Source organism: Streptomyces sp. NPDC051217 (genome assembly GCF_044455465.1).
Taxonomy (GTDB): Bacteria; Actinomycetota; Actinomycetes; order Streptomycetales; family Streptomycetaceae; genus Streptomyces.
This window is the reverse complement of sequence record NZ_JBITEV010000009.1, coordinates 45,338-71,776: the sequence shown is the minus strand read 5'-3', so window position 1 is coordinate 71,776 and position 26,439 is coordinate 45,338. Positions and strand designations below refer to the sequence as shown.

Below are 26,439 nucleotides of genomic sequence, written 5' to 3'. Positions count from 1 at the left end.
TCCTGCGGTGGGACTACTTCGTCCACTGGGCCCAGGACATGTTCCAGCCGTTGAGGCCGTTGTCCGGGGCGATGTCCTTGTCGTTGGAGTTCTTCACGATCACCACGTCACCGATGATCGACTGGTCGTAGAACCACGCGGACGGCATGTTCTTGTCGTAGCCGCCCCGCACGTCGCGCAGTCCGACGCAGCCGTGGCTGACGTTGGCCGACCCGAACGTCCCGGCGGACGCCCAGTAGTTGCCGTGGATGAAGGTGCCCGACGTGGACAGCCGCATCGCGTGCGGCACGTCCTTGATGTCGTACTCACCGCCGAAGCCCACCGTGGCGCCGTTCATCCGCGTCACTTTGTGCTTCTCGCTGATGACCATCTGGCCGTTGTAGGTCGTGGTCGACGGCGCGCCGGCGGTGATCGCGACCTTCTTGATCTGCTTGCCGTCCTTGACGACCTTCATCGTCTTGGCCTTGGCGTCGACCGTGGAGACCATGGAGCGGCCGATGGTGAACTTCACCGTCTTGGACTGCTCGCCGTACACCCCGGGCCGTCCCTCGACACCGTCGAGGCCCAGTTCCACGGTCACCTTCGTGCCCGCGGCCCAGTACTTCTCCGGGCGGAAGTCGAGGCGGTCGTTGCCGAACCAGTGGCCCTCGATGGGGACCGACGGTTCGGCGGTCACCTTGATGGCCTTCTCCACGGCCTCGGGATCGGTGATCCCGCGGGTGAAGTTGAGCGAGACCGGCATACCGACGCCCACCGTCGAGCCGTCCTCGGGCGTGTAGTGACCGATGAAGGTGTTCTTCGGTACGAGCGTGGTGAACGTGGTGTCCTTCGCCGAGACCCGGCCCTCGGCGTCCTTGGCGATCGCGTGCACCGAGTACTTGGTGGCACCCGCCAGATGACGGGCCGGCTCCCAGGCCGTCCCGCCGGCGGCCATCTTGCCCTCGACCGCGTTGCCCTTGCTGTCCTCGACGGTGACGGTCGTCAGCTTGCCCTTGCTCGCCGTTATCCTGAGCGCGCCGCTCGTCGCGACCGACTTCGCGCCGTCCTTGGGAGCGACCGTCACGACCGCCTGCGACGCGGCGTTCTCTACCTTCCCGCCGTCCTTGTCGTTCTTGCCGTCACCGCCCTCGTCGGAGCCGCCGCCCCCACCGCACGCCGTCACGAACAGCAGCAGAGTCCCCAGCGCGAACGCCGTCAGTCCTCTGCCCCGTCCCCGGCCGGCTGTCGCCGATGTCCCCGAAATCGGCTGCCCGTTCAATGGTCGTCTCCCCTCACACGGCCGGGTCCCGCCACGGCCTCGGAGCCGGGTGCGAACGACGCACGACCGGGCTCCACACCCCCGCGCGCTTTGCTCGCGCGCACGGCGCTAGATAATCACACCGCGAGCCGTCCCGGACTCCCCGGGAATGTCACTGTTCCGTTCCAACGTTCCCTGGAGTCAAGGACGGCCGCGCAGGTGAGGGCGGGTGCGGAGGAGACGTACGGTCCGTTCCGGTCAGCGCGCGAGCGCCGAACCGGCCTTCCACTTCCGCCAGTCGAGGTTCCAGCCGCTGAGTCCGTTGTCCGGATCGACGGTCCTGTCGGGTGAGTTGACCACTTCCACGACATCGCCGACGAGGGTCCTGTCGAAGAACCAGCCCGCCGGGGTGTCCGCGCTGCCGCCCTTGACGTCGCGCAGACCGACGCAGCCGTGGCTGACGTTCCGCGCGCCGAACGTGTCCGGAGTGGCCCAGTAGTTGCCGTGCAGGAACGTTCCCGACGTCGTCAGCCGCAGCGCGTGCGGTACGTCCTTGATGTCGTACTCGCCGCCGAAGCCCACCGTGGCGCCGTTCATCCGCGTCACGTCGTACAGCTCGGTGACGACCATCTTCCCGTTGTACGTGGTGGTCCTGGGCGCCCCGGCCGTGATCGGCACCGTCGAAACGAGCGCACCGTCGCGCCGTACCTCCATGGTGTGCTTCGCCGCGTCGACCAGGGACACCTGGGAGCGGCCGACGGTGAAGCCGACGGTCTTCTCCTGGATACCGAAGACCCCCGGCGCCGCCTGCACGTCGCGCAGCCGCAGGTCGACCGTGACCCGGGTGCCCGGCTTCCAGTACTCCCGCGGCCGGAAGTCCAGGCGCTGCCCGCCGAACCAATGGCCGACGATCCCGACCGGAGGGTCGGAGGTGACGCGGATGGCGCGCTGGACGGCGGCGCGGTTCACGATCTTCCGGTTGAAGTCGAAGGAGACGATCATGCCGGTGCCGACGGTCGAGCGGTTCTCGGGTTTGAAGTAGCCGATGAAACGGTGTCTCGGCACGGCGGTCGTGAAGGTCGAGTGCCGGGCCGAGCGGCGGCCCTCGCCGTCCACCGCGACCACGTCGACGGTGTACTTCGCGGCGAGCACGACGTTCGCGTCCGCCTTGGGCGTCCACACGAGCCCGTCGTCGGAGATCCGGCCCGGCAGCTCGGTGCGCTGCGCGTTCCCGACCCGCGCGATCTCGACCCGCTCCAGCCGCCCGTCCGGGACTTTCACCTCGATCCGGTCGCCGCGCTTGATGTCCTTGGCCCCGTCCTCGGGGCTGATCCGGATCGTGTCCCCAGGCGCCCGGGACTTGCTTTCGGTGAAGGTCTCGCCGACGGTGCAGCCCGTCAGCCCGGCCAGCCCCGCGATCAGTCCTGCCCATGTCAGGACGGCGGCCATGCCGGTCCCTGTCCGCTTCAGTACGTGTGTCACGACCCGACCAACGACGACCCCCCTCGGGGGGAAACGTGAGTGCGGGCCTTCCGGCGGGCAGAACACCTGGGAGGACCGCGCGGGGGGAGCCATGGCCGGGACGCCGTGGCTGCCGCACGCGCGGGGCCGAAGAGCCGGGAGGCCTGACAGGTGGCGAGCGCAGCCGAGCAGGAGACAGTGCGGGAACCGGTCCCGGATCCGATGATGGATCACGTGAGAGATCCGGTCGCAGAGGGCGAGAGGCGAGCGGGGAGCGGGGCGGCGGCCGTCGGGGCGGCGGCCTCCGCCGCTCCCCCGCCCGAGGTGTGGCCGGGCGCGCCGACGCCCCTGGGAGCGCGCTTCCGGGTCGGTCCCGACGGGGTCGCGGGGACGAACTTCGCCCTCTGGGCGGCCGGCGCCGAGGCCGTGGAGCTCTGCCTCTTCGACGACGGCGCCGACGCGGCCTCCGTAGGAGGTGATCTTGTCGAGACCCGCATCCCTCTGACCGAGCTGACGCACGAGATCTGGCACGGCTTCGTGCCCGACATACGCCCCGGACAGCGGTACGGCTTCCGGGTGCACGGCCGCTGGGACCCCTGGACGGGCGCCCGCTGGAATCCGGCGAAGCTGCTGCTCGACCCGTACGCGCGCGCCGTCGACGGCGACTTCGCGCTGCCGCCCGAGGTGTACGGCCATGTGCGCGACTGGCCGCAGCAGCAGGTCGCCGACACGGTGCGCGACGAGCACGACTCGGCGCCGTTCGTCCCCAAGGGCGTCGTCGTCCACGACGACTCCCCCGACGACGAGTGGGCCGACGACCGGCGTCCCAAGACGCCCTGGGCGGACACGGTCATCTACGAGCTGCACGTACGCGGCTTCACCATGCGCCATCCGGGCATCCCCGAGGAGCTGCGCGGGACGTACGCGGGCCTCGCCCACCCGGCGGCGATCGAGCATCTCGTACGGCTCGGGGTGACCGCCGTCGAGCTGCTGCCGGTGCACCAGTTCGCGCACGAGGACCATCTGCTGCGGCGCGGACTGCGCAACTACTGGGGTTACAACTCCATCGGCTACTTCGCCCCGCACGCCGGCTACGCCGCGGGCGGCACCCGCGGCCGGCAGGTCGACGAGTTCAAGCAGATGGTGCGGGCCCTGCACGACGCCGGGATCGAGGTCATCCTCGACGTCGTCTACAACCACACGGCGGAGTCGGGCGAGCTCGGCCCGACGCTGTCGCTGCGCGGCATAGACAACCGCGGCTACTACCGCCTCCAGCCCGAAGCCCGCCGGTACGCCGACTACACGGGCTGCGGCAACACCCTCGACGTCGTCCAGCCGCAGGTCCTGCGGCTGATCACGGACTCGCTGCGGTACTGGGTCACCGAGATGGGCGTCGACGGTTTCCGCTTCGACCTGGCCGCGGCGCTGGCCCGCTCCATGCACGACGTCGACATGCTGTCGCCCTTCCTGGCCGTGATCGCGCAGGATCCGGTGCTGCGGCGGGTGAAGCTCATCGCCGAGCCGTGGGACGTCGGCGCCGGCGGCTACCAGGTCGGGGCGTTCCCGCCGCTGTGGACGGAGTGGAACGACCGCTACCGGGACGCCGTACGCGACTTCTGGCGCGGCGCCACGCCCGACGTACGGGACCTGGGGTACCGGCTGTCCGGGTCGAGCGACCTGTACGCGTGGGGCGGCCGGCGGCCGTACGCCTCCGTCAACTTCGTCACCGCGCACGACGGCTTCACCCTGCGCGACCTCGTCAGCTACGAGCGCAAACACAACGAGGCGAACGGCGAGGGCAACAGGGACGGCACGGACGACAACCGCGCGTGGAACTGCGGCGTGGAGGGCGAGACCGACGACCCGGGGATCAACGCGCTGCGGCGGCGGCAGCTGCGCAACCTGCTCACCACACTGCTGCTGTCGACGGGTGTGCCGATGCTCGTCGCCGGCGACGAGATGGGCCGTACCCAGGGCGGCAGCAACAACGCGTACTGCCAGGACAACGAGACGAGCTGGCTCGACTGGTCCCTGCTCGACCAGCCCGGCTCCTACGGCCTCTACCGGCTCACCAGACGGCTGCTGGCCCTGCGGCACGCCCATCCGGTGCTGCGCCGCCGCGCGTTCTTCTCCGGCCGCGCCCAGGCGCCGGACGGGCTGCGCGACCTGGCGTGGTTCCGGCCCGACGGCAAGGAGATGACCGAGCGGGACTGGTACGCGCCCGCGTCGACGCTCGCGCTCTTCCTGTCCGGGCGCGACATCCCTGGACGCGACGCGCGCGGGCGGAAGATCACCGACGACAGCTTCCTGGCGATCCTGCACTCGGGCGCCGAGCCGCTGGACTTCGCGCTGCCGGGCGAGCCCTGGGCCCGGTCGTACGAAATGGTGGTCGACACCTCGGCGGAGGACCAGGAGGACGAGCCGGGGACGGTGCTCGACGGGGGGACGGTCACGACGGTGCCCGCGCGGTCGGTGCTGCTGCTGCGGGTACGGGGGTGAGCGGGGCCCCGTCCACGAGCGGGGCCCTCCCAGGGAGGGGGCGCTGAGCCGGAGGCCCCGCCGGGCACGTCAGCCGAGGATCTTGCGGTCGTATCCCACGGCGACCGCCGCCGCCCGGTCCTTGACGCCCAGCTTGGCGTAGATATGGGTGAGATGGGTCTTCACCGTCGCCTCACTGATGAACAGTTCGGCGGCGATCTCCCGGTTCGACGTGCCCCGCGCGACGAGTTCGAGGACCTCGCGCTCGCGCGCCGAGAGCGGTTCGTTCCGGGCGACGGGCGTACGGACGCGGGAGACCAGCCGGGACGCGACCGCGGGCGAGAGGACGGTACGTCCTTCGGCCGCCGCCCGTACCGCCGTGAACAGTTCCTCGCGCGGCGCGTCCTTGAGGAGATAGCCGGTGGCGCCCGCCTCGATCGCGGGGATGGTGTCGGAGTCCGTGTCGTACGTGGTGAGGACGAGGACCCTGGAGCGGGCGCCGCGCGCGGTGAGCGCCGCGATGGCGTCGACGCCGCCGCCGTCCGGCATCCGCAGGTCCATCAGAACGACGTCCGGGTCCAGCCGGAGGGCCAGCTCGACGCCCTCGACGCCGCCGGACGCCTCGCCCAGCACCTCGAAGCCGACGGCTGATTCGAACATGCCGCGCAGACCGTCCCGTACGACGGGATGGTCATCGACGACGATCAGGGTGATGCTCCGCTCCTGCATGACGGACCAAAGGTACGCGAGCCGAGACGGCCGTGCCGCCGTCCTTCTCCGACTCGACGGTGACGGTGCCGGCGATGCGCTCCGCGCGGGCCCGCATGCCGCCGAGTCCGAAACCGTTCGAGCCGGAGCGCGGGCGCGGCAGGAGCGGGTCGAAGCCGCGGCCGTCGTCCCGTACGTCGAGGGTGACCTCGTCGCCCATGTACGAAAGGGTGACGCCGGCCCGGTGGGCGGACGCGTGCTTGGCGGTGTTCGTGAGGGCTTCCTGGGCGATGCGCAGCAGGGTGGCGGCGACCTCGTCGTGCAGGACCTCCTCGGTGCCGGTGACGGTGAACCGGGCCTCCACACCGGTCCGCCCGCCCCAGTCCGCGACGGCCTTCTTGAGAGCTTCGGCGAGGGAGTCGTGGTCCAGTTCGGCCGGGCCGAGGTTGTGCACCGAGCGGCGCGCCTCGCCGAGGCTGTGGCGGGCGAGGGCGGCGGCCCGGGTCAGATGCTCACGGGCCCGTTCGGGGTCGGAGGCGGCGGAGACCACCTGGAGCTGGGCGATGATGCCGGTCAGCCCCTGGGCGATGGTGTCGTGGATCTCGGCGGCGAGCCTGCGCCGCTCGTCGGCGACACCCGCCTCCCGGGCCTGGACGAGAAGCTGGGCGTGCAGGCCGGCGTTCTCCGCGAGGGCCTGTTCGAGACGGGCGTTGGCCTGTTCGAGCTCAGTGATGGTCGCGGTGCGCTCGGCCGCGATCTCGGCCTCTCTGAGTCCGAGGTTGGCGAAGACCGTCGTGAGCGAGCCGTTGAGCAGCAGGAGCCCGCCGACAGAACCCACTGGAGGGTGTTGGCGGGCGGCAGCCCGCCCGACTGCGAGCCGGCCATGGTGACGGAGCTGACGAGCAGCCCGGGACGGACGGCGCGTTTCGGGAGGAGATAACCGCTGTCGAAGTAGCCGAGGACGGCGTAGATCGCGAACAGTGGGTTGATCCAGGTCAGCACGGAGGCGACGGCGGTGCGGATGACGTAGTAGGCGCAGCTCGCGGCCGTCTGCTCACGTTCGCGCAGCGGCTGACCGTCGCCGATCCGGTCCCACCACACCTGGAGGGCGAGGGCGGCCACGACCAGGGCCCCGGCGGTGTACTTCTCGGCACGGGTCATACCGAAGGCGTCCACGCTGAGTGCCGAGATCAGGGTGGAGAGCGCCAGCAGGGCGTACGGGCCGCGCCGGTAGAACTGCTCCCACCGCTCCTCCACGGAGACGGTCGGGCGCGCCGCTTCGGCTGTCGTCATCCCCATCGTCACAGTGTGCGCCGTCCCGGGGCCGGGAGCGGCGTGCGGCGTGAGCGGCGTGCGGCGGCTGCGGCTGCGGCTGCGGACACCCCGTGGCCCGCACCCGCCGCCCGCCCGCTCGTCGTGGTCATTCCCACCGGAACCAGCGGGCGGCGCCCGCGGTCAGCAGGGCCGCCCACAGGGCCATCACCGCCAGGTCGATCCAGTGCGGCCAGCCGCCACGCATCGCGGCGTCCAGGGCCTCGGACGAGGCGCCCATCGGCGAGTAGCTGACGATGTCCCGCAGCAGGTCGGGCATCGTCTGGACGGGCAGCCAGACGCCCGCCGTGAACATCGACGGGAAGAACAGGGCCGAGCCGATGGCCTGGCCGGCCCGCTGTGTCGGGGCGATCGCGCAGACCAGACCGCCCATGGCCAGGGCGCCCGCCGTCGCGAGGATCAGCGCCAGCAGATAGCCCACGATGTTCCCCGGCAGCTCCACCCCGAAGGCGATCCCGCCGACGGCGATCACCAGCGCGGCCGAGGCGAACGCGCCGCCGCCGAGCAGGATGATCTGCGAGGTGAGCAGGGTGGCGGGCCGCACGGGCGTCGTGGACATACGGCGCAGGATGCCGCGCTCGCGGTAGCCGATCAGGATCGGCGGCATGGCCTGGAGTCCGGCCATGATCACGGCGAGCAGGGCGGCGACGGGGACGTACAGGTCGATGATCCGCCTGCCGCCGAGGTCGGGGTCGACGTCGTCGAAGCCGGGGATCAGCCCGAGAATCACCATCAGGAGGGTCGGGAAGGCGATGATCCAGAAGAGCACCCCCGGCTCGCGGGTCATCAGGCGCGCTTCGGTCTTGAGGACGGTGGCGGAGGCGGAGGCCATGTCAGACCCTCTCTTCGGGCTGCGCGGCGGCCTCGTCGGGCTGCCCGGCTGTGATGGTCGTACCGATGTCGTTCTCGGTCAGGTCCAGGAACGCGTCGTCCAGCGTCGCCTCGGTGACCCGGAGCTGGTGGGCGGTGACGCGGCGGCGGGCGAGCAGGGTGATGACCGCGTTGACGGTCTCGTCGGTGCCGTTGATGACGATCCGGTCGCCCCGCGTCTCCACCGACGCCGTCTTGGGCAGCGCGGCCAGTTCCTCGTCCCCCAGGGGCTCCGACGGCGTGAAGGAGATGACGGTGGACGCCGTCGAGCGCGCGATCAGCCCGGACGGGGTGTCGAGCGCGGCGACCTTCCCCCGGTCGATCACGGCGATCCGGTCGCAGAGCCGCTGGGCCTCCTCCATGAAGTGGGTGACCAGCAGCACCGTCACCCCCGAGTCCCTGATCTCCTCGATCAGGCGCCAGGTGTCGCGGCGGGCGCGCGGGTCGAGGCCGGTGGTCAGTTCGTCGAGTACGACCACGCGCGGGCCGCCGATCAGGGACAGCGCGATGAACAGGCGCTGTTTCTGGCCGCCGGAGAGCTTCGCGAAGCGCGTCGAGAGCTTCTCCTCCAGCCCCAGGCGGCCGGCCAGCGGGCGCCAGTCGACGGGCTTCGGATAGAACGCGGAGTACAGCTCAAGCGCCTCGCGCACCGTCAGCTTCGCCTGGAGTTCGCTCTCCTGGAGCTGTGCGCCGAGCAGCTGAGTGACTTTCTTGTGGTCGCCGACCGGATCGAGTCCCGCCACCCGGACCGTGCCGGCGTCGGGGACCCTGAGTCCCTCGACGCATTCGACGGTCGTCGTCTTGCCCGCACCGTTGGGGCCGAGAATCCCGAAGATCTCGCCCTCCTCGACGCTGAAGTCGACACCGTCGACCGCGGGCTTTCCCCCGTAGGCCTTGCGCAGGCCCCTGACTTCAATGATCGCCATGCCGGAAGGATGCCTCCGTACGGCCGGGGGCGGCATCGGCCATCGCGCTCGACCTCATATCAACCGATCGGATGATGCCGACGTCAGCCGGAAATCGGTGGGCAGTGTCAGTGATGATACGTAGGCTCGCTCCTGATGCCGACCTCCGAAGATGTATCTACCAAGGACCCCTCCGCCGTCCGGAACCGCTCCGCCGTGCGCTCACTGCTCAGGCTGTGGCCGTACGTGCGGCCCGTACGCGTACGCCTGTTCAGCGCGGCGTTCGTCGCGGTGGTGGCCTCGTGCCTGGGGCTGGTGATCCCCCTCGTACTGAAGTGGATGGTCGACGGCCCGATCGCGGACGGCGACAAGGGCGGCATCTGGCTCGGCGCGCTGTATCTGCTGCTGCTCGGGATCTTCGAGGCCGGTCTCTTCGGCTTCCGGCGGTGGCTGGTGGCGAGGCCGCTGGCGGGGGTCGAGGCGGCCATGCGGGCGGATCTCTACCGGCATCTCCAGAGACTGCCGATCGCCTTCCACGACCGGTGGCCCTCGGGCCAGCTGCTGTCGCGCGGTACGACGGACCTGATGCTGCTGCGGATGTTTCTGGCCTTTCCGCTGACCTTCCTGCTGGTGAACGGAACGACGATCCTCGTCGGATTCCTGATTCTGCTGATGCAGGAGTGGACGCTGGGACTGGTGCTGCTGGCGCCCGTGGTGCCGCTGGTCGTCCTCTGTTCGGTCTTCGAGGCGAAGTACTCACTGGTCGCGCGGAAGGCGCAGGACCAGGTGGGCGATCTGACGACGGTGGTCGAGGAGAGCGTTCTCGGCATACGGATCGTGAAGGGCTTCGGCAGGCACCGCAGCCAGGCCCTCGCCTTCCGGGCGCTCGCGGAGCGGCTGCGCGGTACGGAGCTGGGCAAGGCCCGGCTGCTGGCGGGCATCTGGGCGCTGATCATGGTCATCCCCGAGGTGGCGATCGGCGCGGCGCTGGTGCTGGGCACAATCCAGGTCGCCGACGGGCATCTCTCCACGGGCACGCTGGTCGCCTTCCTGTCGACGGCGCTGGCGCTGCGCTGGCCGGTGGAGTCGATCGGCTTCCTGCTGGCGATGAGCCAGGAGTCGGCGACCGCGACGGAGCGGTTCTTCGAGGTGATGGACGCCAAGGAGGAGACGGCGGACACGGAGGGGCCGGCGGGCGCGATGGCGGGCGGCGAGTCCGACGGGCTGCGCTTCGAGGGGGTGTCGTTCCGGTATCCCGACGCGAAGGCGGGGTCCGTACCCGTACTGGCCGAGGTGGACCTGCACATCAGGTCCGGCGAGACGATGGCCCTCGTCGGCGCGACGGGCTCCGGGAAGACGACGCTGACCGCGCTGGTGCCGCGGCTGCACGAGGTGACGGGCGGGCGGATCACGCTCGACGGCGAGGACATCACGTTGATACCGCGGCGGCGGCTGCGGGAGCTGGTGTCGGTGGCCTTCGAGGAGCCGACGCTCTTCTCGGCGACGGTCGGCGAGAACGTCCGGATGGGCGCGGAGAGCGCCGACGACCCGGCGCTGCTGCGGGCGCTGGACGTGGCACAGGCCGACTTCGTGCGGGATCTGCCGCAGGGGGTGCACACGGAGGTCGGCGAACAGGGTCTCAGTCTCTCCGGCGGCCAGCGGCAACGCCTGGCGCTGGCACGGGCGGTGGTGGGCAGACCGCGCTTCCTGGTGCTGGACGACCCGCTGTCGGCGCTCGACGTCCACACGGAGGCGCTGGTGGAGGCCGCGCTGCGGCGGGTGCTGGAGGAGACGACGGCACTGGTCGTGGCGCACCGCCCGTCGACGGTGATGCTGGCGGACCGGGTGGCGCTGATCTCGGACGGACGGATCACGGCTGTGGGGACGCACCAGGAACTGCTGCGGAGCAACGCGGAGTACGCGTGGCTGATGTCGGGAGCGGACGCGGAGGGCGAAGCGACGCCCGGAGCCGCGCCCGGAGCCGGAAGCGACACGGGGGCGGAAGCCGTCGAGGGGAGCATGCGATGACGTCGTCGCCGACAACCAGGGGCGAGGGCCGGCCGGGCGGGGAGCGGGACGCCGCCGCCGGCGCCGGCACCCGCACCGTCAGCGTCACCGTCGGTGCGCCTGCCCCGGACGTCAGGAAGCCCGACGGGCCCGACGGGCACCGGCCCGCCTCCCTGGACGGGGACCCCTTCGCGCAGGACGCGTTGCCCGCTCCCCCCGGGGCCACCGGCGCGCTGCTGCGGTCGTTGTTGCGCGCCCGGCGGGGGAAAGTCGTCGTCGCCGCGCTGTTTCTGCTGCTTCAGCAGGCCGCCGTGCAGGCAGGGCCGCTGCTCGTCGCGTACGCCATCGACCGCGGCGTGCCCGCCTTCCGTGCCGACGACAACGGCCCGCTGATCGCCGTCGCCGTCGGCTATCTGCTCTGTGCCGCCGGGGCCGGGACCTTCCAGTACGCCTTCATCCGGGCCTCCGCCCGCGTGAACCAGGACGTGCTGCTCGATCTGCGCGGCCGGATCTTCCGTCATGCCCAGGCGCTGAGCGTGGACTTCCACGAGCGCTTCACCTCCGGGCGGCTCATCTCCCGTTCCACCACGGACGTCGAGTCGCTGCGCGAACTGCTCGCCGAAGGGCTCCAGGAGCTCATCGGCGTCATCCTCGCCTTCGTCTACATCTCGGCGATGCTGCTCTACCTCGACCTCGGTATCGGCGGACTGGCCGTTCTCTCCTTCGTACCGCTGTACGCGCTGGTGCGGCTGTACCAGCGCCGGGCCGGTGCCATCTTCGGCAAGCGCTCCACCGCCATCGCCGCGGTCATCGTGAAGTTCGCGGAGACGATGAACGGCATCCGTCCCGTACAGGCGTTCCGCCGCGAGAGCGCCAACGACGCCGACTTCCACACCCTCAACCATCACCACGAGCGCACCAACGGCGACGCGCTCCTCGAAATGGCGCGCTACGTGGTGGGTTCACGGCTCGTCGCGAACATCGCCGTCGCCGGGATCGTGCTGTGGGGCGCCTACCGGGTGGCCGACGGCACGCTGGCCCTCGGCGTCCTGGCCGCGTCCGTGCTGTTCCTGCGGAGGCTGTACGACCCGATCGACCGGCTCGGGATGTTCCTCAACTCCTACCAGTCGGCCGCCGCCTCGCTGGAGAAGATCGCCGGTCTGCTGGCCCAGACCCCGTCCGTGCCGGAGGCGGCGGACCCGCGCGCGCTGCCGGAGCTGACGGGCGGGCACCCGGGCCGGGAGGTCGTGTTCGACTCGGTCAGCTTCTCGTACCGTACGGGCGGCGAGGTCCTGCCGCGCTTCGACTTGACGATCCCGGCCGGGCAGACCGTCGCCGTCGTCGGCTCGACCGGCGCGGGCAAGTCGACGCTGGCCAAGCTGCTGGCCCGGTTCTACGACCCCACCGCGGGCCGTGTCCTGCTCGACGGCACCGACCTGCGGGACCTGGACACACCCGAACTGCGGCGCGGCGTCGTGATGGTGACCCAGGAGGCGTTCCTCTTCTCCGGCACGGTCGCCGAGAACATCGCGATCGGCCGCCCCGACGCCTCGCGCGACGAGATCGAGCACGCCGCGAAGGCCATCGGCGCGCACGACTTCGTCAGCGGTCTGCCGGAGGGGTACGACACGGACGTACGGAAGCGGGGCGGCCGGATCTCGGCAGGTCAGCGCCAACTGGTGGCCTTCGCCCGCGCACTGCTCGCCGACCCCTCCGTGCTGATCCTGGACGAGGCGACGAGTTCCCTCGACATCCCCGGTGAGCGGGCCGTGCAGCGCGCGATGGACACGGTGCTGGGCGGCCGTACGGCGGTGGTCATCGCGCACCGCCTGTCGACGGTGGAGATCGCGGACCGGGTGCTCGTGATGGAACACGGCCGCATCGTCGAGGACGGCTCCCCGGCCGAACTGATCGGCGGCGTGGGCCGGTTCGCGGGCCTGCACCGCGCGTGGCGGGACAGCCTGGCCTGACCGCCCGGCCGTTCCCGTCACGGCTCGCCTCAGGCAGGTGGTCGCACCAAGGTCGCGGGTGTGGGGCCGTCGGGGCGGACCGTGATGCCGTACACCGCCTTCGCCGGAGTGGCGGAGAAGGCCAAGGTGTGGACCGGCAGCAGGTGTTCGAGGAGGACCGTCGATTCGCGGAGCGCGAATCGCAGACCGAGGCAGGCGCGGGGACCGATCCCGAAGGGGAAGTAGGCGCCCGGGTGGACGGGCCGGCCGTCGGGCGCGGTGAAGCGCCGGGGCTCGAAGTGCTCGGGGTCCGCCCACAGTTCGGGGTCGCGGTGCGTGAGGTACGGGCAGACCAGGAGGTCGGTGCCCGCCTCGACGGTGTGGCCGGCGAGGGTGTCGTCCTCGGTGGCGTGGCGGGGCAGGATCCAGGCCGACGGGTAGAGCCGGAGCGTCTCGTGGACCAGCGCCTGGACGGCATGGCGGCGCTGCTCCGAGCCCTCGCCGCCGGCGAGGGCCTGTCCGCGGGCGGCGGGGTGCCGGTCGAGGAGCAGATAGAGCCAGGTCAGGGTGGTGGCGGTGGTCTCGTGCCCGGCCACGAGCAGCGTGACCATCTCGTCGCGGATCAGCCGGTCGGTGTACTCGGGACGCTCGGCGGCGGCGTCGGTCAGCACGTGGAGCAGGCCGGGGCCGTCGGGGCCGGCCGCCCCGCCGCGGGCGGCCTCGACGGCGTGCCGGGCGACCGTGTCGATGCGGGCGAGATCGGCGGCGACGGCGTCGTGGGCGTCGGTGGCATCGGCGGGCAGGGTGGGGAGGGCGGTCGCCACGGCGGCCACGGCGTCCAGTTCGCGCTCGGTCCCGTCGTCGAGGGGGTGCCCGGTGAGTGAGCGCCAGATCGCGTCCAGGGCGAAGCGGCGCATCTCCCGCCCGACGTCGAAGGTCTCCCCTGTGCGGGCGTATCCGTCCCAGCGAACGGCGGTGGTCCGGGCGGCCCCGGTGATCCGGTGTTCGTAGCGGCGCATGCCGGGGCCGGTGAACTGGGACTGCAACAGGCGGCGTTGGGACTTCCACGCCGCACCGGTGGCGGCGAGGACTCCGTCGCCGATCAGCAGACGGGCACGGTGGGAGCGCTTGACGTACCGGTCCGGGTGGCGGGCGAGTACATGCTGTACGGCTCCCGGGTCGGTGACGAGAACGGTCGGGGCGGGTCCGAGGCGGAACGCGGCGACGCCGCCGAACCGCTCGCGCACCTGGGAGAGCAGCTCGACCAGCTCACCTCCCCCGGACCGCCACCGGCGCACGAGTTCGGGCTCGGCTTCGGGGACGGGTCGTGCCGTTCCGGGTGCGTGCGCGAGGGAGTCGGGAGTGGTGTCGGGCTCCATGGTTCCTCTCCTGGTCAACCGCTGTGCCTGGCCCTGACGGAGCAGTGCCGCGACGGACTGTACGGGAGCGGGCACATCCGGTGACAGGCCGCCTGGTCAGGGCCGGAACCCGGAGTACGCGAAGCCGCCGGACGGAAGAGCCGGGCACCGGGGACGGCTCCGTGGCCTCGACCCCGCTGCCGGAATGCCGCGACAGGCCCGCCGACGGCGGGAACTGGACAGCGAGTGGATTCTCGGTGATCTCGAATCGACGTCCTGGGGGCGCGAGTTCGACTTCGTGGTGATGACCGGGCAAGCGTTCCGGGTGCCGCTCGGTGACGACGAGCCGCGCACCGCCCCGGCGGCCGTACGCGCGGCGCCGACCGAGGACGGCCGGTTCGGCTTCGAGACGCGCGATCCGCCGGCCCGCGAGTGGGAGTCCTGGACGACGGAAACACCCGTCGAAACGTGGTGGCGCCGGGCGGCGACGACGCCGCCTCGATGAGGATGACCGTCAAGTCCATTCCGTGGACGGGGAGATCGTCTCCTTCACAAGCGCCTTCACCACTCCCGGGGAGCGCGCCCCGCGGCACAGCGACGGCACCCTGCGGTTTCCCGGCGCGGACCGCCTCGGCGCCTTCCTCGCCGAAGCGGGGCTGGTCGGCGAGGAGCGGTACGGCGACCGGGACCGCGCCCCGCTGACCGACGCGAGTCCGGAGATCATCACGATTGCCCGGCGTACGCCCGCGTAACACCGCCGCAACATCACCGCGGATTTCGCTTAACGAACACGGCACTTCGCGCAGCGGACGATTTCCGGCCAACTTGTTGACGCGCTCCTGACAGAGAGACCGGATTCCTGGGACTCTTCGTCCGTTCTGAGCACCACCCGCTCCGCAGCTCGTGCTCCACCTTGCTCTCCTGCACTGTCCGGGCCGCCCACCCGAGCGTGGTCCGGTACCCCCCTCGCAGAAGGAGTTCGCGTGAGACCCACGCCCAGCCGTCGTATCACCGCGACCGGCGCTCTGATCGCTGTCACAGCCCTTCTCGCCGTCGGAGTCCAGGCCGGCACCGCCGCCGCGGCCCCCGACACCGCCCCCTCGGCACCGGTCGCCGGCAAGGCCGACCCCGGCGCGCTCCCCAAGGCCCTCTCCCCCGCCCAGCGCGCCGAGCTGATACGCGAGGCCAACGCCACCAAGGCGGCGACGGCCGGCGAACTCGGCCTCGGCGCCGAGGAGAAGCTCGTCGTACGCGACGTCGTCCAGGACCAGGACGGCACCACGCACACCCGCTACGAGCGCACCTACGCCGGCCTCCCCGTCCTCGGCGGTGACCTCGTCGTCGCCACCACGAGGGCGGGCGCCACCCAGGACGTCACCAAGGCATCCAAGGCGGCCCTCAAGTCCGTCGACACCAACGCCGACGTACCGGCCGCCGCCGCCGAGAAGCAGGCGCTGTCCGCCGCGAAGGCCGAGGGCTCGACCAAGGCCGCGGCCGACCGCGCGCCGCGCAAGGTCGTCTGGCTCGCGGACAGCAAGCCGACCCTCGCGTACGAGACGGTCGTGGGCGGTGTCCAGAAGGGCGGCACCCCGAACGAGCTGCACGTCGTGACCGACGCCGCCACCGGCGAGAAGCTCTACGAGTGGCAGGCCGTCCACGAGGGCACGGGCAACACCCAGTACAGCGGCCAGGTCACCCTGGGCACCGCCCCCTCGTTCACCCTGACCGACACGGGCCGGGGCAACCACAAGACGTACAACCTGAACCGCGGCTCCTCGGGCACCGGCACCCTCTTCTCCGGCCCGGACGACATCTGGGGCAACGGCTCCCCCTCCAACGCGGAGACCGCCGGCGCCGACGCGCACTTCGGTGCGGCGCTCACCTGGGACTACTTCAAGAACGTGCACGGCCGCTCCGGCATCCGGGGCGACGGCGTCGGCGCGTACTCGCGCGTGCACTACGGCAACAACTACGTCAACGCCTTCTGGCAGGACAGCTGCTTCTGCATGACGTACGGCGACGGCTCGGGCAACGCGAAGCCGCTGACCTCCATCGACGTGGCCGCGCACGAGATGTCGCACGGCGTCACCTCGAACACCGCGGGCCTCATCTACAGCGGTGAGTCCGGTGGCCTCAACGAGGCGACCTCGGACATCTTCGCCGCGGCCGTCGAGTTCAAGGCCGCCAACCCCCAGGACGTGGGCGACTACCTGGTCGGCGAGAAGATCGACATCAACGGCAACGGCACCCCGCTGCGCTACATGGACAAGCCGAGCAAGGACGGGGCGTCCAAGGACTTCTGGTACTCGGGTATCGGCGGCGTCGACGTCCACTACTCGTCGGGCCCGGCGAATCACTTCTTCTACCTCCTCTCGGAGGGCAGCGGCGCCAAGACCATCAACGGCGTCAGCTACAACTCGGCGACGTCCGACGGACTGCCGGTGACCGGCATCGGCCGGGACAAGGCCGAGCAGATCTGGTTCAAGGCCCTCACCACGAAGTTCACCTCCACGACGAACTACGCGGCGGCCCGTACCGGCACGCTCGCGGTCGCCGGTGAGCTGTACGGCACGACGAGCGCCGAGTACAAGTCGGTCACCGACGCGTGGGCCGGAATCAGCGTCGGCAGCCGCCCCGGCGGCAGTGGCGGCACGGTCTTCGAGAGCAGCGGGACCGTCGCGATCCCGGACAACGGTGCGGCGGTCACCTCGACCGTCAACGTCACCGGACGCACGGGCAACGCGCCCGCCGCCCTCCCGGTCGGCGTGGACATCACCCACACCTGGCGCGGTGACCTGGTCGTCGACCTGATCGCCCCGGACGGGACGGTCTACCCGCTGAAGAGTGCCAGCAGCGGCGACTCGGCGGACGACATCGCGGAGACGTACACCGTCAACGCCTCGTCGGAGGTGGCCAACGGCGCCTGGAAGCTGCGGGTGCAGGACGTCGCGTCGCAGGACACGGGGCGTATCAACAGCGTGAAGCTCACGTTCCCCTGAGCAGCACGCTGACCGCGCCTCCCCGCGCCGGCACCTGACATGACGAAGGCCGCCCGGGTCCTGAAGGACCCGGGCGGCTCCGTCGTTCCGTACGGCGACGCACACGTGCGATGTCCCGGCCCACCCACTCCAAGGCGCGCCCGAAGGGGCGGGCCGGGAACCTGCCGGTGTGGATCTCCCGCACGTACTCCCGGTCAAGGAGTACGCCGCGCTCTCCGTCCACCGGCTGTGAGTCACGGACGACCCGGCTCCCGGACCGGAGGATCGTGGTCCATGTGGCAGTGAGGTGACCGCCGTCGCTGACCACGCCGCGACGACTCCCCCGCCCCTCCACCGCCACCAATCCTCCGGCCCGAGCGCCGCTTCCCCCGTCGCCCGCGCTCTCCACCCCGCGGTGAGCTCCTGGCGGAGCTTTTCACCGCCGTGGTGGTGGTCTTCCTGAACGCCGCGACCGGGGCCTGGCTCAGATTCCCCAACCGGCCAGGACACTGCCGGACACCGACAGCGCGAGAGCGCCGGCGAGTGTCGCGGTCGCCGCCGTGGTCAGTGCGCGGCGGGTCGTGCGCCTTGTCATCTTCCAACCTGTGGTCACTGGACGGATCCCCCTGGTCGTGCTCTGGTCGTGCTGTTCACACCGGCTTGATCGGCCGGTGATCCCAGATTGAGGGGGTGATCGATCCGTAGGCAACAACCCTCGTGAAGTGCGGAACGCATGGAACGCGTGCGCGTACTCTGGCCTGGGGAAATGACAAGTGCCTGGAATGACCGCGGAACAGCGTGGCGGGCGGTAGGGGGACGTGACATGGGCCGTTCGGAGAAGATCCCGGCGGAGACCGCGGAGTTCGCGAAGCGTCTGCGTGCCCTGAAGGAGAGAACCGACCGCAGTTACGGTTCGCTCGCCACCCAACTCCACCTCGGCGCCTCGACACTGCACCGCTACTGCCACGGGCACGCGCTGCCCGTCGACTACGCCCCGGTGGAGCGGCTGGCCAAGGTGGTCGGCGCGACGCCGGCCGAGCGCGTGGAGCTGCACCGCCTGTGGCTGCGGGCGCACTCGGCGCGTACGGAGGAAGAAGGGGACGGGATCGCCGTCGCCGAAACGGTCGCTGTCCCGGTCGCCGAGCCGGAGCCCGTACGTGAGCCGGAACCGGACCGTGAGCCGGAACCCGCCCCTCACGCCGACGGCGGCACGGCCGAGCCGGTCGCGACGCCCGACGACTTCGACCCCGTCCCCGGCTCCCCCGCCGACGATCCCGATCCGTCACCCCCCGCCGCGACGACCCCGCCCATGTCGCGCCCGCGCGCCTCACGGCTGCGCCGCCGTCAGATAGTCGGTGCCGCGCTCGCCGTCGTCACCGTCCTCGGCGGCACCGTCATCGTCGCGGCCGACCTCGGGAAGCCCGACTCGGGGAGCGACAGGAGCGGTCGGCGTCTCGCCGATCCCGGCCCGGACGGACCCGTCGATCCGCCGTCACCGTCCGCCCGGTCGAGCGCCCCGTCCGCGAAGGCGAGCGCCTCGAAGTCCGGCGACGGTCCGAAGGCATCACCGTCCGGTTCCGTCGGCGCCGGAAAGACCGAGGCGGGCGGCGCCGGAGGGGACGGCGGCCGGCCGGGCGGGAAGAAGCCCGGGACCGGGACGGGCCCGGCCAAGCCGCTGGTGTGGACCGCGGACAGCCACAAGTGGCAGTCGGGCTGTGCCCATACGTATCTGATCAACCGCGCTCCCACCGCCGTACCGCCGCCGCCCAACTCCCAGGACGCCCGGCAGTGGGCGACGGCGCTCGGCGCGGTGCACGGCGACTCGTCGATCACGCAGGCCACGCTGAACGCGGCGGCGGGCGCGGGGCCGGTCGTCGTCCAGGAGGTGTTCGTCCGGGTGGTGGGCCGGCGGGCGCCGCTCAAGTGGAACGCGTACGAGATGAGCAACGGCTGCGGCGGCGCGATCACCCCCGCCGTGTTCACCGTCGACCTGGACGCGTCGCGGCCGATCGTGCGCCCGGTCGACGGTGCGAGCGAGGAGGGGCCGCTGCCCGCGCCCAAGCTTCCCTATCAGGTGACGGCGAGCGAACCGCTCGTCCTGAAGGTCGAGGCGAGCACCGACGGCTGCGACTGCGACTGGTATCTGGAGGTGCGCTGGACGGCCGGGGACCGTACGGGCGTCGCGCGCATCGATGACGCCGGACGGCCGTTCCGTACGAGCGCGTCGGGCGGCGGGGTGTACGGGCACGACTACGAGTCCGGGAAATGGATGGGACCCTGACGGGTCGTCAGGGTCCCACCGGGGCTCTCACCGGGTTTTGGGCGTTACGCGCTCACGCCGGGTTGTTGGCGTGCGTCAGCGTCTCCCAGGCGACGAACAGGTTGTTGGTGCCCTGCGGGCGCATCCGCTCGGTGTACTGCTGGGTGTTGGACATGGCGTTGCCCAGCCGGTTGCCCAGCGCGTTGAAGGCGACCTCGCTGATCGGTCCGAGGTTGTCCTTCAGGCTGCCGCCGCAGAGGTTGCCGGGGACGGGCTCGCCGTTCTGGTACTTGGTGTGCAGCCCGAACGCGTGCCGCAGCCGGTCGCCGACCTCCGGGTACAGGTCCTGGCCCTGGATGCGGCTGGTCTCCGCGACGTGCGAGATGGCGGAGAGGCCGTAGCCGGTGTGGGTCAGGTCGCGGCAGGTCTCCTGGGCGAGACCCTGCATGAAGGTGGACTGGTTGTGCCAGTAGCCGATGATCTCGTCACGGGTGTCGAGCCCGCTGCCGGGCACCGTCCTCGGCAGCGCACCGTCGGAGGGCAGATAGATGAACGCGGGGACACGGTTGCGGAAGATGCCGACCGTCTTGTCGTAGGCTCCCCGGTCCTCCAGGTGGACCGCGATCCCGATCGCGGCCTCGTTCATGCTGAGCTCCCAGTTGCCGTTGGAGCCCGAGCCGTTGATGATCTCCGGCAGGTACACGTTGCGCAGCATCGTGGAGAAGCGGCCCGAGTTGGGCCAGCTGGTGTACGTGTACTTGATGATCTCCGCGGCCTTGGGCCACGACGAACCGGCCCACGCGGTCTGGAGCGGCGCGTTGCTGTTCGTGTGGTCGCGGATCGTGTTGGACCAGGCGTCCATCAGCTCGATGGACTTCTTGGCGTAGCGGTCGTCCCGGTTGATGTACCAGGCCAGCGCGGTGGTGTACGCGGCTATCGCGTCCTCGCGCTCGTCCGTGCAGCCGTTGTTGGGGTTGGAGTACGAGCCGCACTCCACGACCGCGCGGGGCTTGGGGACCCGGGACAGGGACGCGTACTTGCTCCCCATCATCTGGTCGTACGCGGCCTTCCACGGCTGGGCGCCCGCCTGCACCTTGCCGCGGACGAAGTCGAGCTGCGGGCGGCTGACGCCGACACCGGGGTGGGTGAAATTCGCCGGGGCGGCGACGGCCTTCGCCGAGAGGGTCTTGGCGGCGGCGGGCGGTTTGTCCGCCGCCTGCTCGCCGGCCGAGGCGGGGGCCATGAAGGCCGCGGCGATCAGGCCGCCGAGCGCGGCGGACAGGCCGAGGACTCTGGGGATGACTCCGGGGCGCATGGGGGTGCCTTCCGGTCGGGGGGTGTTCCTCAACTCCACTCTCCACACGAGCTGTTCACTGACATGAACAACGAGCGGAGTTGTGAATCCGTATTGAGTGAGGAATTTAAGGCCATCCCATGGACACGTCAAGGTATGGACCAATGATTCGAAGGGCCCGGCGGACAGGTGTCCGCCGGGCCCCGGGAGTGCGGTCCTCAGCGCATCAGTACGCCCGCGCCCTCCCCCGTCGCCTCGGTCGGCAGCGCGACCAGGCCGAGATCGGCGGCTCCGAGCATCGGATGCGTGGGCAGGATCCGGACGGTGTAACCGAACGGCCCCGTACGGTCCAGAGCCAGCGGCCCCTCGTACACCCAGCGGCCCGCCTGGTCGGGCCCGCCCGCCGGTTTGAGCGGGAAGATCTGCGCGTCGGCGATCGTGTCGTCGGCGCCCACCCGGCCCGCGACGGCCTGTACCTCCACGTCGTCGGGGACGAGTCGGCCGAGGGTGACGCGCACCTTCAGGGCGAGGGTCGAGCCCAGCTCCGCGCTGCCGCCCGCCGTGGTCGCCGAGACGGCCTCCACATGGTCGACGGCCACGCCCGGCCAGGCCGCCCTGACCTGGCTCTTCCAGTCGGCCAACTCCCCTGCCGTGGCGGCGTCCAGCTCCCGGTGGGCGTGGGCGGCCGGGGCGTACAACCGCTCCACGTACTCGCGCACCATGCGGTCCGCGAGCAGCTTCGGGCCGAGGCTGGTCATGGTGCGGCGGACCATCTCGATCCAGCGGCCGGGCAGCGCGGGTGCGGCCGCGGGGCCGCTCGCGGCGCCCGGGTCCGTACGGTCGTAGAAGCGGGGCGCGACGCGGTCCTCGATCAGCGCGTAGAGGGCGTTCGCCTCCAGCGTGTCGCGCCGGTCCTCGTCGGCCGCCGAACCGTCGGCCGTCGGGATGGCCCAGCCGAAGTCCGGCTCGAACCACTCGTCCCACCAGCCGTCCAGCACCGACAGGTTGAGGCACCCGTTGAGCGCGGCCTTCATCCCGCTGGTGCCGCACGCCTCCAGCGGGCGCAGCGGGTTGTTCAGCCAGACGTCGCAGCCCGGATAGAGCCGCTGCGCCATCGCCATCCCGTAGTCGGGCAGGAAGACGATGCGGTGGCGTACGCGCGGGTCGTCGGCGAACTTCACCAGTTCCTGCACGAGCCGCTTGCCGCCGTCGTCCGCCGGGTGCGCCTTGCCCGCGACGACGATCTGGATCGGCCGCTCGGGGTTGAGCAGCAGGTCCGTCAGCCGTTCGCGGTCGCGGAGCATCAGCGTGAGGCGTTTGTACGAGGGGACGCGCCGGGCGAAGCCGATGGTCAGGACGTCGGGGTCGAGGACCCCGTCGATCCAGCCCAGTTCGGCGTCGGCCGCGCCGCGCTGGTGCCAGGAGGCGCGCAGCCGGTCCCGTACCTCGTGCACCAACCGCTCGCGCAGGGTGCGGCGTACGGCCCACAGGTCGGCGTCCGGAACGTCGGTGATCTCACCGCCGAGCGCGGCGATCTCGGGTGCGACCCAGGTCGGCGCGTGGACGCCGTTGGTCACCGAGGTGATCGGTACGTCCTGCGGGTCGAAGCCCGGCCAGAGCCCGGCGAACATCTGCCGGCTGACGGCGCCGTGCAGGGTGGAGACGCCGTTGGCGCGCTGGGCGAGCCGCAGGCCCATGGCGGCCATGTTGAAGAGGTTCGGCTCGCCGCCGGGGAAGCTCTCCCTGCCGAGGCGCAGCACCTGATCGGTGGAGACGCCGGCCAGTTCGCCGTCGTCGCCGAAGTGGCGGGCGACGAGTTCGCGGTCGAACCGGTCGATCCCTGCGGGCACGGGGGTGTGGGTGGTGAACACGGTGCCGCCCCGGACGGCCTCCAGCGCGGTGTCGAAACCGAGCCCCGTGTGCTTGAGTTCACGGATGCGTTCGAGGCCCTGGAAGCCCGCGTGGCCCTCGTTGGTGTGGAAGACCTCGGGCTCGGGGTGGCCGGAGATACGGCAGTACGCGCGGACGGCGCGGACGCCGCCGATGCCGAGCAGCATCTCCTGGAGGAGCCGGTGCTCGCTGCCGCCGCCGTACAGACGGTCGGTCACCTCGCGTTCGTTCGGGCCGTTGTCCTCTATGTCCGAGTCGAGCAGCAGCAGCGGTACGCGGCCGACGCGCGCCTGCCAGACGCACGCGCGCAGCGACCGGCCGCCGGGCAGCGTGAGCGCGACCCGGCTGGGCCTGCCGTCCTCCTCCCGCAGGAGGCTGAGCGGCAGCTCGTTCGGATCGAGGACGGGATAGTGTTCCTGCTGCCAGCCGTCACGTGAGAGGGACTGGCGGAAATAGCCGTGCCGGTAGAGCAGCCCGACACCGATGAGCGGTACGCCGAGGTCGCTGGCGGCCTTGAGATGGTCTCCGGCGAGGATGCCGAGGCCGCCGGAGTACTGGGGCAGGGCGGCGGTGACGCCGAATTCGGGCGAGAAGTAGGCGACGGCCTCGGGCAGCTCGGCGCCCTGGCCTCGCTGTTCCTGATACCAGCGGCTGCCGCGCAGATACTCGTCGAGTCCGCCGGCGACGGTGGCCAGCCGGCCGAGGAACGGCCGGTCGCCGGCCAGCTCCGCCAGCCGCGTGGCGGACACGGCCCCGAGCAGCCGCACGGGATCACGCCCGGCGGCGGCCCAGCCGTCGGGATCGACGGCCTCGAAGAGTTCACGGGTCTCGGAATGCCAGGACCAGCGCAGATTTCGCGCGAGGTCGCTGAGTGGTCGCAGAGGTTCGGGCAGGACGGGGCGCACGGTGAATCGACGGATTGCCTTCACGTGTTCCACCTTCGCAGGGGACATCCGGACCGACGGACCACACCACGCTGTGCACCCCGCCATCACTCCGACGGTATCCCCCGACCCCCCACCCCATCGACGGCGCACGAGCGCACACACCCCCATCCGGCTGCGCGGGTCGGCCTCCGGCCGGGGGGTGCGGCGCCGCACGGTCCCGGGCGGCCCGGTGGGGCACGCCGCCGGCGGCCCCTCAGCTCCGGGCCGGTTGTGGGATCTCGTACGGGGAGCCCGCGTTCACCGTGGCCGGGTCGAACGCGCCCGTCGTGGCGTACCGCGCCGCTATCTCCGCCAGTTCCGACGGGCTGATCACGTCCGCGATGTCCGTGAAGCCGTCCGGGGCGCGGGTGTGGGCCAGGGTGATGACCACCTCCGGGCCCTGTCGGCGGTTGGCGAGTTGCAGCTCCGTCATCGCGGGGCGGCGGTCCGTCTCGTACGCCGTCAGAGCCTCCGCGCGGTCGGGGTGCGTCGCCATGGCGTGCGCCAGCGCACGCGCGTCGACGATCGACTGCGTCGCGCCGTTCGAACCGATCGGGTACATCGCGTGGGCCGCGTCGCCGATCAGGGTCGTACGGCCGTGGGTCCAGCGCGCGAGGGGCTCGCGGTCCACCATCGGGTACTCGAAGGCGCGGTCCGCCGCGGCCAGTATCTCGGGGACGCTGACGCCGTCGAACCCCCAGCCCGCGTAGTGGCGCGCGAACTTCGCGACCGGCACCGGCCGGTTCCAGTCGCCGCGCCCCGCCCCGGCGATGTCCGTCGCGGGCATCGCCAGCGCCCAGTTGACCAGTACGCGCCGGTCCGGGCCGCTCGCGTGGGTCATCGGGTAGACCACCGCCTTCTGCCGGTCGTCCCCCGCGATGAACATGAACGTGCCCGCACGGTGCGCGGGGACCCGCGAGACACCGCGCCAGACGAGCATGCCGTTCCACGGCGGCTCGCCCTCCCCGGGGTTCAGCGCGGCCCGCACCGCCGAACGGACGCCATCCGCGCCGATCAGCACATCCGGCTCCAGGGACGCACCTCCCGCGCCGCGCCCCTCGCGGTGCGTGAGCAGCACACGCGGGCGGCCGTCCGGCGAGGTCTCCAGGCCCGCGACCCGGACCCCGGCGACCACCGCGTCGCCGCCGAGCCGGTCCCGTACCGCGTCGGCGAGCACCCGTTGCAGGTCGCCCCGGTGGATGGACAGCTGCGGCCACAGATAGCCGGCCGCCAGACCGCGCGGTTCGCGGGAGATCAGCCCGCCGCCGCGGTGGTAGTAGCGCAGTTCACCGGTGCGTACGGCGCACTCGTCCAGTCGGCCGAGCAGCCCGAGCGCGTCGAGTTCGCGTACGGCGTTGGGCATGATGTTCAGCCCGGCACCGAGCGGCTGGATCTCCCGGGCGGCCTCGACGACGGTGATCCGTTCGAAACCGGCGGCGTGCAGGGAGAGCGCCGCGGTGAGGCCCGCGATTCCGCCGCCCGCGATCAGGATGTGGGTCATGCCGTGAATCTCTTCTCGCGAAGGGCCGGCCCGGCGGCGGACGCCGACACGGACGCGGAGACCGTGGGCACGGGCACGGCGGCCCCGGGCGTCGTTCGCGGCGCGTGCGCGCCCACGTTCGCCTGCCGCACCAGCGTCTCGTTGTCCCGTGTCAGATCCAGCACCGTCCGCAGCAGCGCGATCGGCGCGCCCCCGCTGCCCTCGTCGTACAGCCGCAGGTCGTCGCTGTACGCCTTGCGCGCCATGCCGATATGTCTGGCCCGGAACGTCTTGAGGATGCGCAGCACCCGCGCCAGCGACACCGCCGACGCGGCCAGCCCCGGCGGCAGCCGCGGCGTCGACTCCCAGCTGATCGCGGCGGACAGCTTGCTGACGGCGGAGGTCGAGCCCCGGTGCGCCGTGTGGAAGGCCCGCCACGACGGCAGGCTGTAGCGCACCGACTCGTCGAGGAACGCGTCGTACTCCGGACTGCTCCGGTCGCTCTGCCACAGCGTCAGATCGACCAGCCAGAGCGGCACCTGCGCCGCCGCCGGGCCCAGATAGTCGTGGCCGTCGATGTCGACCTCCTCGAAGTACGGGCGCAGCCCGCGTGCGAAGAAGTCGGGCGTGACCTGCGCGACGGTGAAGTCGATGGAGTCGACCATGGCCTGGACGTGCTGCGCCGTACGGTCGAGCGCGGCGGCGAAGCACGGATCGTACGGTTCGAGTCCCGCCAGCTCCGCGCAGGTGTCGAGCGCCGCGACGAGCGCGGGGAAGACCATCCGTACGGCGTTCTGGAGGTACCCCTCCATCTTGTCGCCGGTGTACATCCGCTGGCGGTCCCCGAGCGGGTTCCACGTCGTGTAGTGGTGCACGGTGTCGCGGGGCACCATGTCGGTGCGGAGGGCCAGCTCCTGGAGTACCGGCAGGGCGTCCGGGACGGCGGCGAGCGGTTCGACCCCGTGCCGCTTGAGCGAGCCGAGGAGCAGACCGAGGTCGCGTACGGCGGCGAGCGCGTCGACCACGCCCAGCGAGGCGGTGCGGTCGGGATCGGGGACGAGCGTGCGCAGGGCGACGGTCAGCGCGGGGACGTCGGCGTCCCGGTTCATCGCGGGTACGGCGGCGAGTATCGCGTCGGCGCCCAGCGGATCGGCCGCGCGTATGCCGGCTATCCGGTAGCGCGGCTCGGTGCGCGCCTCGATCGCGGGCGCGACAAGGTCGTACAACGTCATGGAAGTGCCCCCCTCGGGCGTGGGTCGGGTGGGTGGTGGGACACGGGACGGGCGGCGTCATGCCGTCGCGGCCA

The 26,439-nt window shown here is 71.5% G+C and carries 17 protein-coding genes and 1 pseudogene; 7 read left to right on the top strand and 11 right to left on the bottom strand.

Going from position 1 to position 26,439, the window contains the following annotated elements; translation table 11 throughout:
- Nucleotides 1–13 precede the first annotated feature (13 nt).
- Nucleotides 14–1,258: an Ig-like domain-containing protein gene (locus ACIBBB_RS20945; protein WP_398984065.1), complete on the bottom strand. Its 1,245-nt coding sequence runs from the start codon at nucleotides 1,256–1,258 to the stop codon at nucleotides 14–16.
- A gap of 237 nt (nucleotides 1,259–1,495) precedes the next feature.
- Nucleotides 1,496–2,719: an Ig-like domain-containing protein gene (locus ACIBBB_RS20940; protein ID WP_398984063.1), complete on the bottom strand. Its 1,224-nt coding sequence runs from the start codon at nucleotides 2,717–2,719 to the stop codon at nucleotides 1,496–1,498.
- Nucleotides 2,720–2,869: 150 nt separating this feature from the next.
- Here ACIBBB_RS20940 and glgX point away from each other — a divergent pair, with 150 nt between their 5' ends.
- Nucleotides 2,870–5,197 carry a glycogen debranching protein GlgX gene (glgX, locus tag ACIBBB_RS20935; RefSeq protein ID WP_398984061.1) on the top strand — a complete coding sequence of 776 codons (2,328 nt, stop codon included), beginning with the start codon at nucleotides 2,870–2,872 and terminating at the stop codon, nucleotides 5,195–5,197.
- A 69-nt stretch (nucleotides 5,198–5,266) separates the two neighbouring features.
- Here glgX and ACIBBB_RS20930 read toward each other — a convergent pair whose 3' ends face one another.
- The 4 genes and pseudogenes from ACIBBB_RS20930 to ACIBBB_RS20915 form a co-directional block, all read right to left on the bottom strand.
- Complete coding sequence (locus tag ACIBBB_RS20930) at nucleotides 5,267–5,905, bottom strand: response regulator (protein ID WP_398984059.1); 639 nt, start codon at nucleotides 5,903–5,905, stop codon at nucleotides 5,267–5,269.
- Nucleotides 5,868–7,177: pseudogene (locus tag ACIBBB_RS20925) on the bottom strand (sensor histidine kinase). The gene ACIBBB_RS20930 and the pseudogene ACIBBB_RS20925 overlap by 38 nt, the downstream one beginning before the upstream one ends.
- Nucleotides 7,178–7,304: 127 nt before the next feature.
- Nucleotides 7,305–8,048 (bottom strand): ABC transporter permease, encoded by a 744-nt coding sequence (locus ACIBBB_RS20920; protein WP_398984057.1) that lies wholly within the window; start codon nucleotides 8,046–8,048, stop codon nucleotides 7,305–7,307.
- A 1-nt stretch (nucleotide 8,049) separates the two neighbouring features.
- Nucleotides 8,050–9,012 carry an ABC transporter ATP-binding protein gene (locus ACIBBB_RS20915; protein WP_398984055.1) on the bottom strand — a complete coding sequence of 321 codons (963 nt, stop codon included), beginning with the start codon at nucleotides 9,010–9,012 and terminating at the stop codon, nucleotides 8,050–8,052.
- 135 nt (nucleotides 9,013–9,147) lie between these two features.
- On the opposite strand from ACIBBB_RS20915, the gene ACIBBB_RS20910 reads away from it, so the two are divergent.
- Both ACIBBB_RS20910 and ACIBBB_RS20905 read left to right on the top strand, forming a co-directional pair.
- Nucleotides 9,148–11,019: an ABC transporter ATP-binding protein gene (locus ACIBBB_RS20910; protein ID WP_398984053.1), complete on the top strand. Its 1,872-nt coding sequence runs from the start codon at nucleotides 9,148–9,150 to the stop codon at nucleotides 11,017–11,019.
- Nucleotides 11,016–12,968, top strand: a complete 1,953-nt coding sequence (locus tag ACIBBB_RS20905; protein ID WP_398984051.1) for an ABC transporter ATP-binding protein — start codon at nucleotides 11,016–11,018, stop codon at nucleotides 12,966–12,968. The genes ACIBBB_RS20910 and ACIBBB_RS20905 overlap by 4 nt, the downstream gene beginning before the upstream one ends.
- Nucleotides 12,969–12,997: 29 nt before the next feature.
- On the opposite strand, the gene ACIBBB_RS20900 is transcribed toward ACIBBB_RS20905, so the two are convergent.
- Complete coding sequence (locus ACIBBB_RS20900; protein ID WP_398984049.1) at nucleotides 12,998–14,326, bottom strand: cytochrome P450; 1,329 nt, start codon at nucleotides 14,324–14,326, stop codon at nucleotides 12,998–13,000.
- Nucleotides 14,327–14,510: 184 nt separating this feature from the next.
- On the opposite strand from ACIBBB_RS20900, the gene ACIBBB_RS20895 reads away from it, so the two are divergent.
- The 4 genes from ACIBBB_RS20895 to ACIBBB_RS20880 all read left to right on the top strand — a co-directional run bounded on the left by ACIBBB_RS20895 (nucleotide 14,511) and on the right by ACIBBB_RS20880 (nucleotide 19,564).
- Nucleotides 14,511–14,810, top strand: a complete 300-nt coding sequence (locus tag ACIBBB_RS20895) for a hypothetical protein (protein WP_398984047.1) — start codon at nucleotides 14,511–14,513, stop codon at nucleotides 14,808–14,810.
- 22 nt (nucleotides 14,811–14,832) lie between these two features.
- Nucleotides 14,833–15,057 (top strand): hypothetical protein, encoded by a 225-nt coding sequence (locus tag ACIBBB_RS20890; protein WP_398984045.1) that lies wholly within the window; start codon nucleotides 14,833–14,835, stop codon nucleotides 15,055–15,057.
- A gap of 231 nt (nucleotides 15,058–15,288) precedes the next feature.
- Nucleotides 15,289–17,304 carry a M4 family metallopeptidase gene (locus ACIBBB_RS20885; RefSeq protein ID WP_398984043.1) on the top strand — a complete coding sequence of 672 codons (2,016 nt, stop codon included), beginning with the start codon at nucleotides 15,289–15,291 and terminating at the stop codon, nucleotides 17,302–17,304.
- Between the two features lie 802 nt (nucleotides 17,305–18,106).
- The gene (locus tag ACIBBB_RS20880) at nucleotides 18,107–19,564 is read left to right on the top strand and encodes a helix-turn-helix domain-containing protein (protein ID WP_398984041.1); all 1,458 of its coding nucleotides are present in this window, start codon (nucleotides 18,107–18,109) and stop codon (nucleotides 19,562–19,564) included.
- A 52-nt stretch (nucleotides 19,565–19,616) separates the two neighbouring features.
- On the opposite strand, the gene ACIBBB_RS20875 is transcribed toward ACIBBB_RS20880, so the two are convergent.
- From ACIBBB_RS20875 to ACIBBB_RS20860, 4 genes are all read right to left on the bottom strand, one after another.
- A complete protein-coding gene (locus ACIBBB_RS20875) occupies nucleotides 19,617–20,858 on the bottom strand; it encodes an alginate lyase family protein (protein WP_398984039.1) in 1,242 nt (413 codons plus the stop codon).
- 197 nt (nucleotides 20,859–21,055) lie between these two features.
- Complete coding sequence (gene glgP / locus ACIBBB_RS20870) at nucleotides 21,056–23,656, bottom strand: alpha-glucan family phosphorylase (protein ID WP_398984037.1); 2,601 nt, start codon at nucleotides 23,654–23,656, stop codon at nucleotides 21,056–21,058.
- Nucleotides 23,657–23,867: 211 nt separating this feature from the next.
- Nucleotides 23,868–25,154 (bottom strand): flavin-dependent oxidoreductase, encoded by a 1,287-nt coding sequence (locus tag ACIBBB_RS20865; RefSeq protein WP_398984035.1) that lies wholly within the window; start codon nucleotides 25,152–25,154, stop codon nucleotides 23,868–23,870.
- Nucleotides 25,151–26,365 (bottom strand): monodechloroaminopyrrolnitrin synthase PrnB family protein, encoded by a 1,215-nt coding sequence (locus ACIBBB_RS20860; protein ID WP_398984033.1) that lies wholly within the window; start codon nucleotides 26,363–26,365, stop codon nucleotides 25,151–25,153. Before ACIBBB_RS20860 ends, ACIBBB_RS20865 begins: the two co-directional genes overlap by 4 nt.
- Nucleotides 26,366–26,439 lie beyond the last annotated feature (74 nt).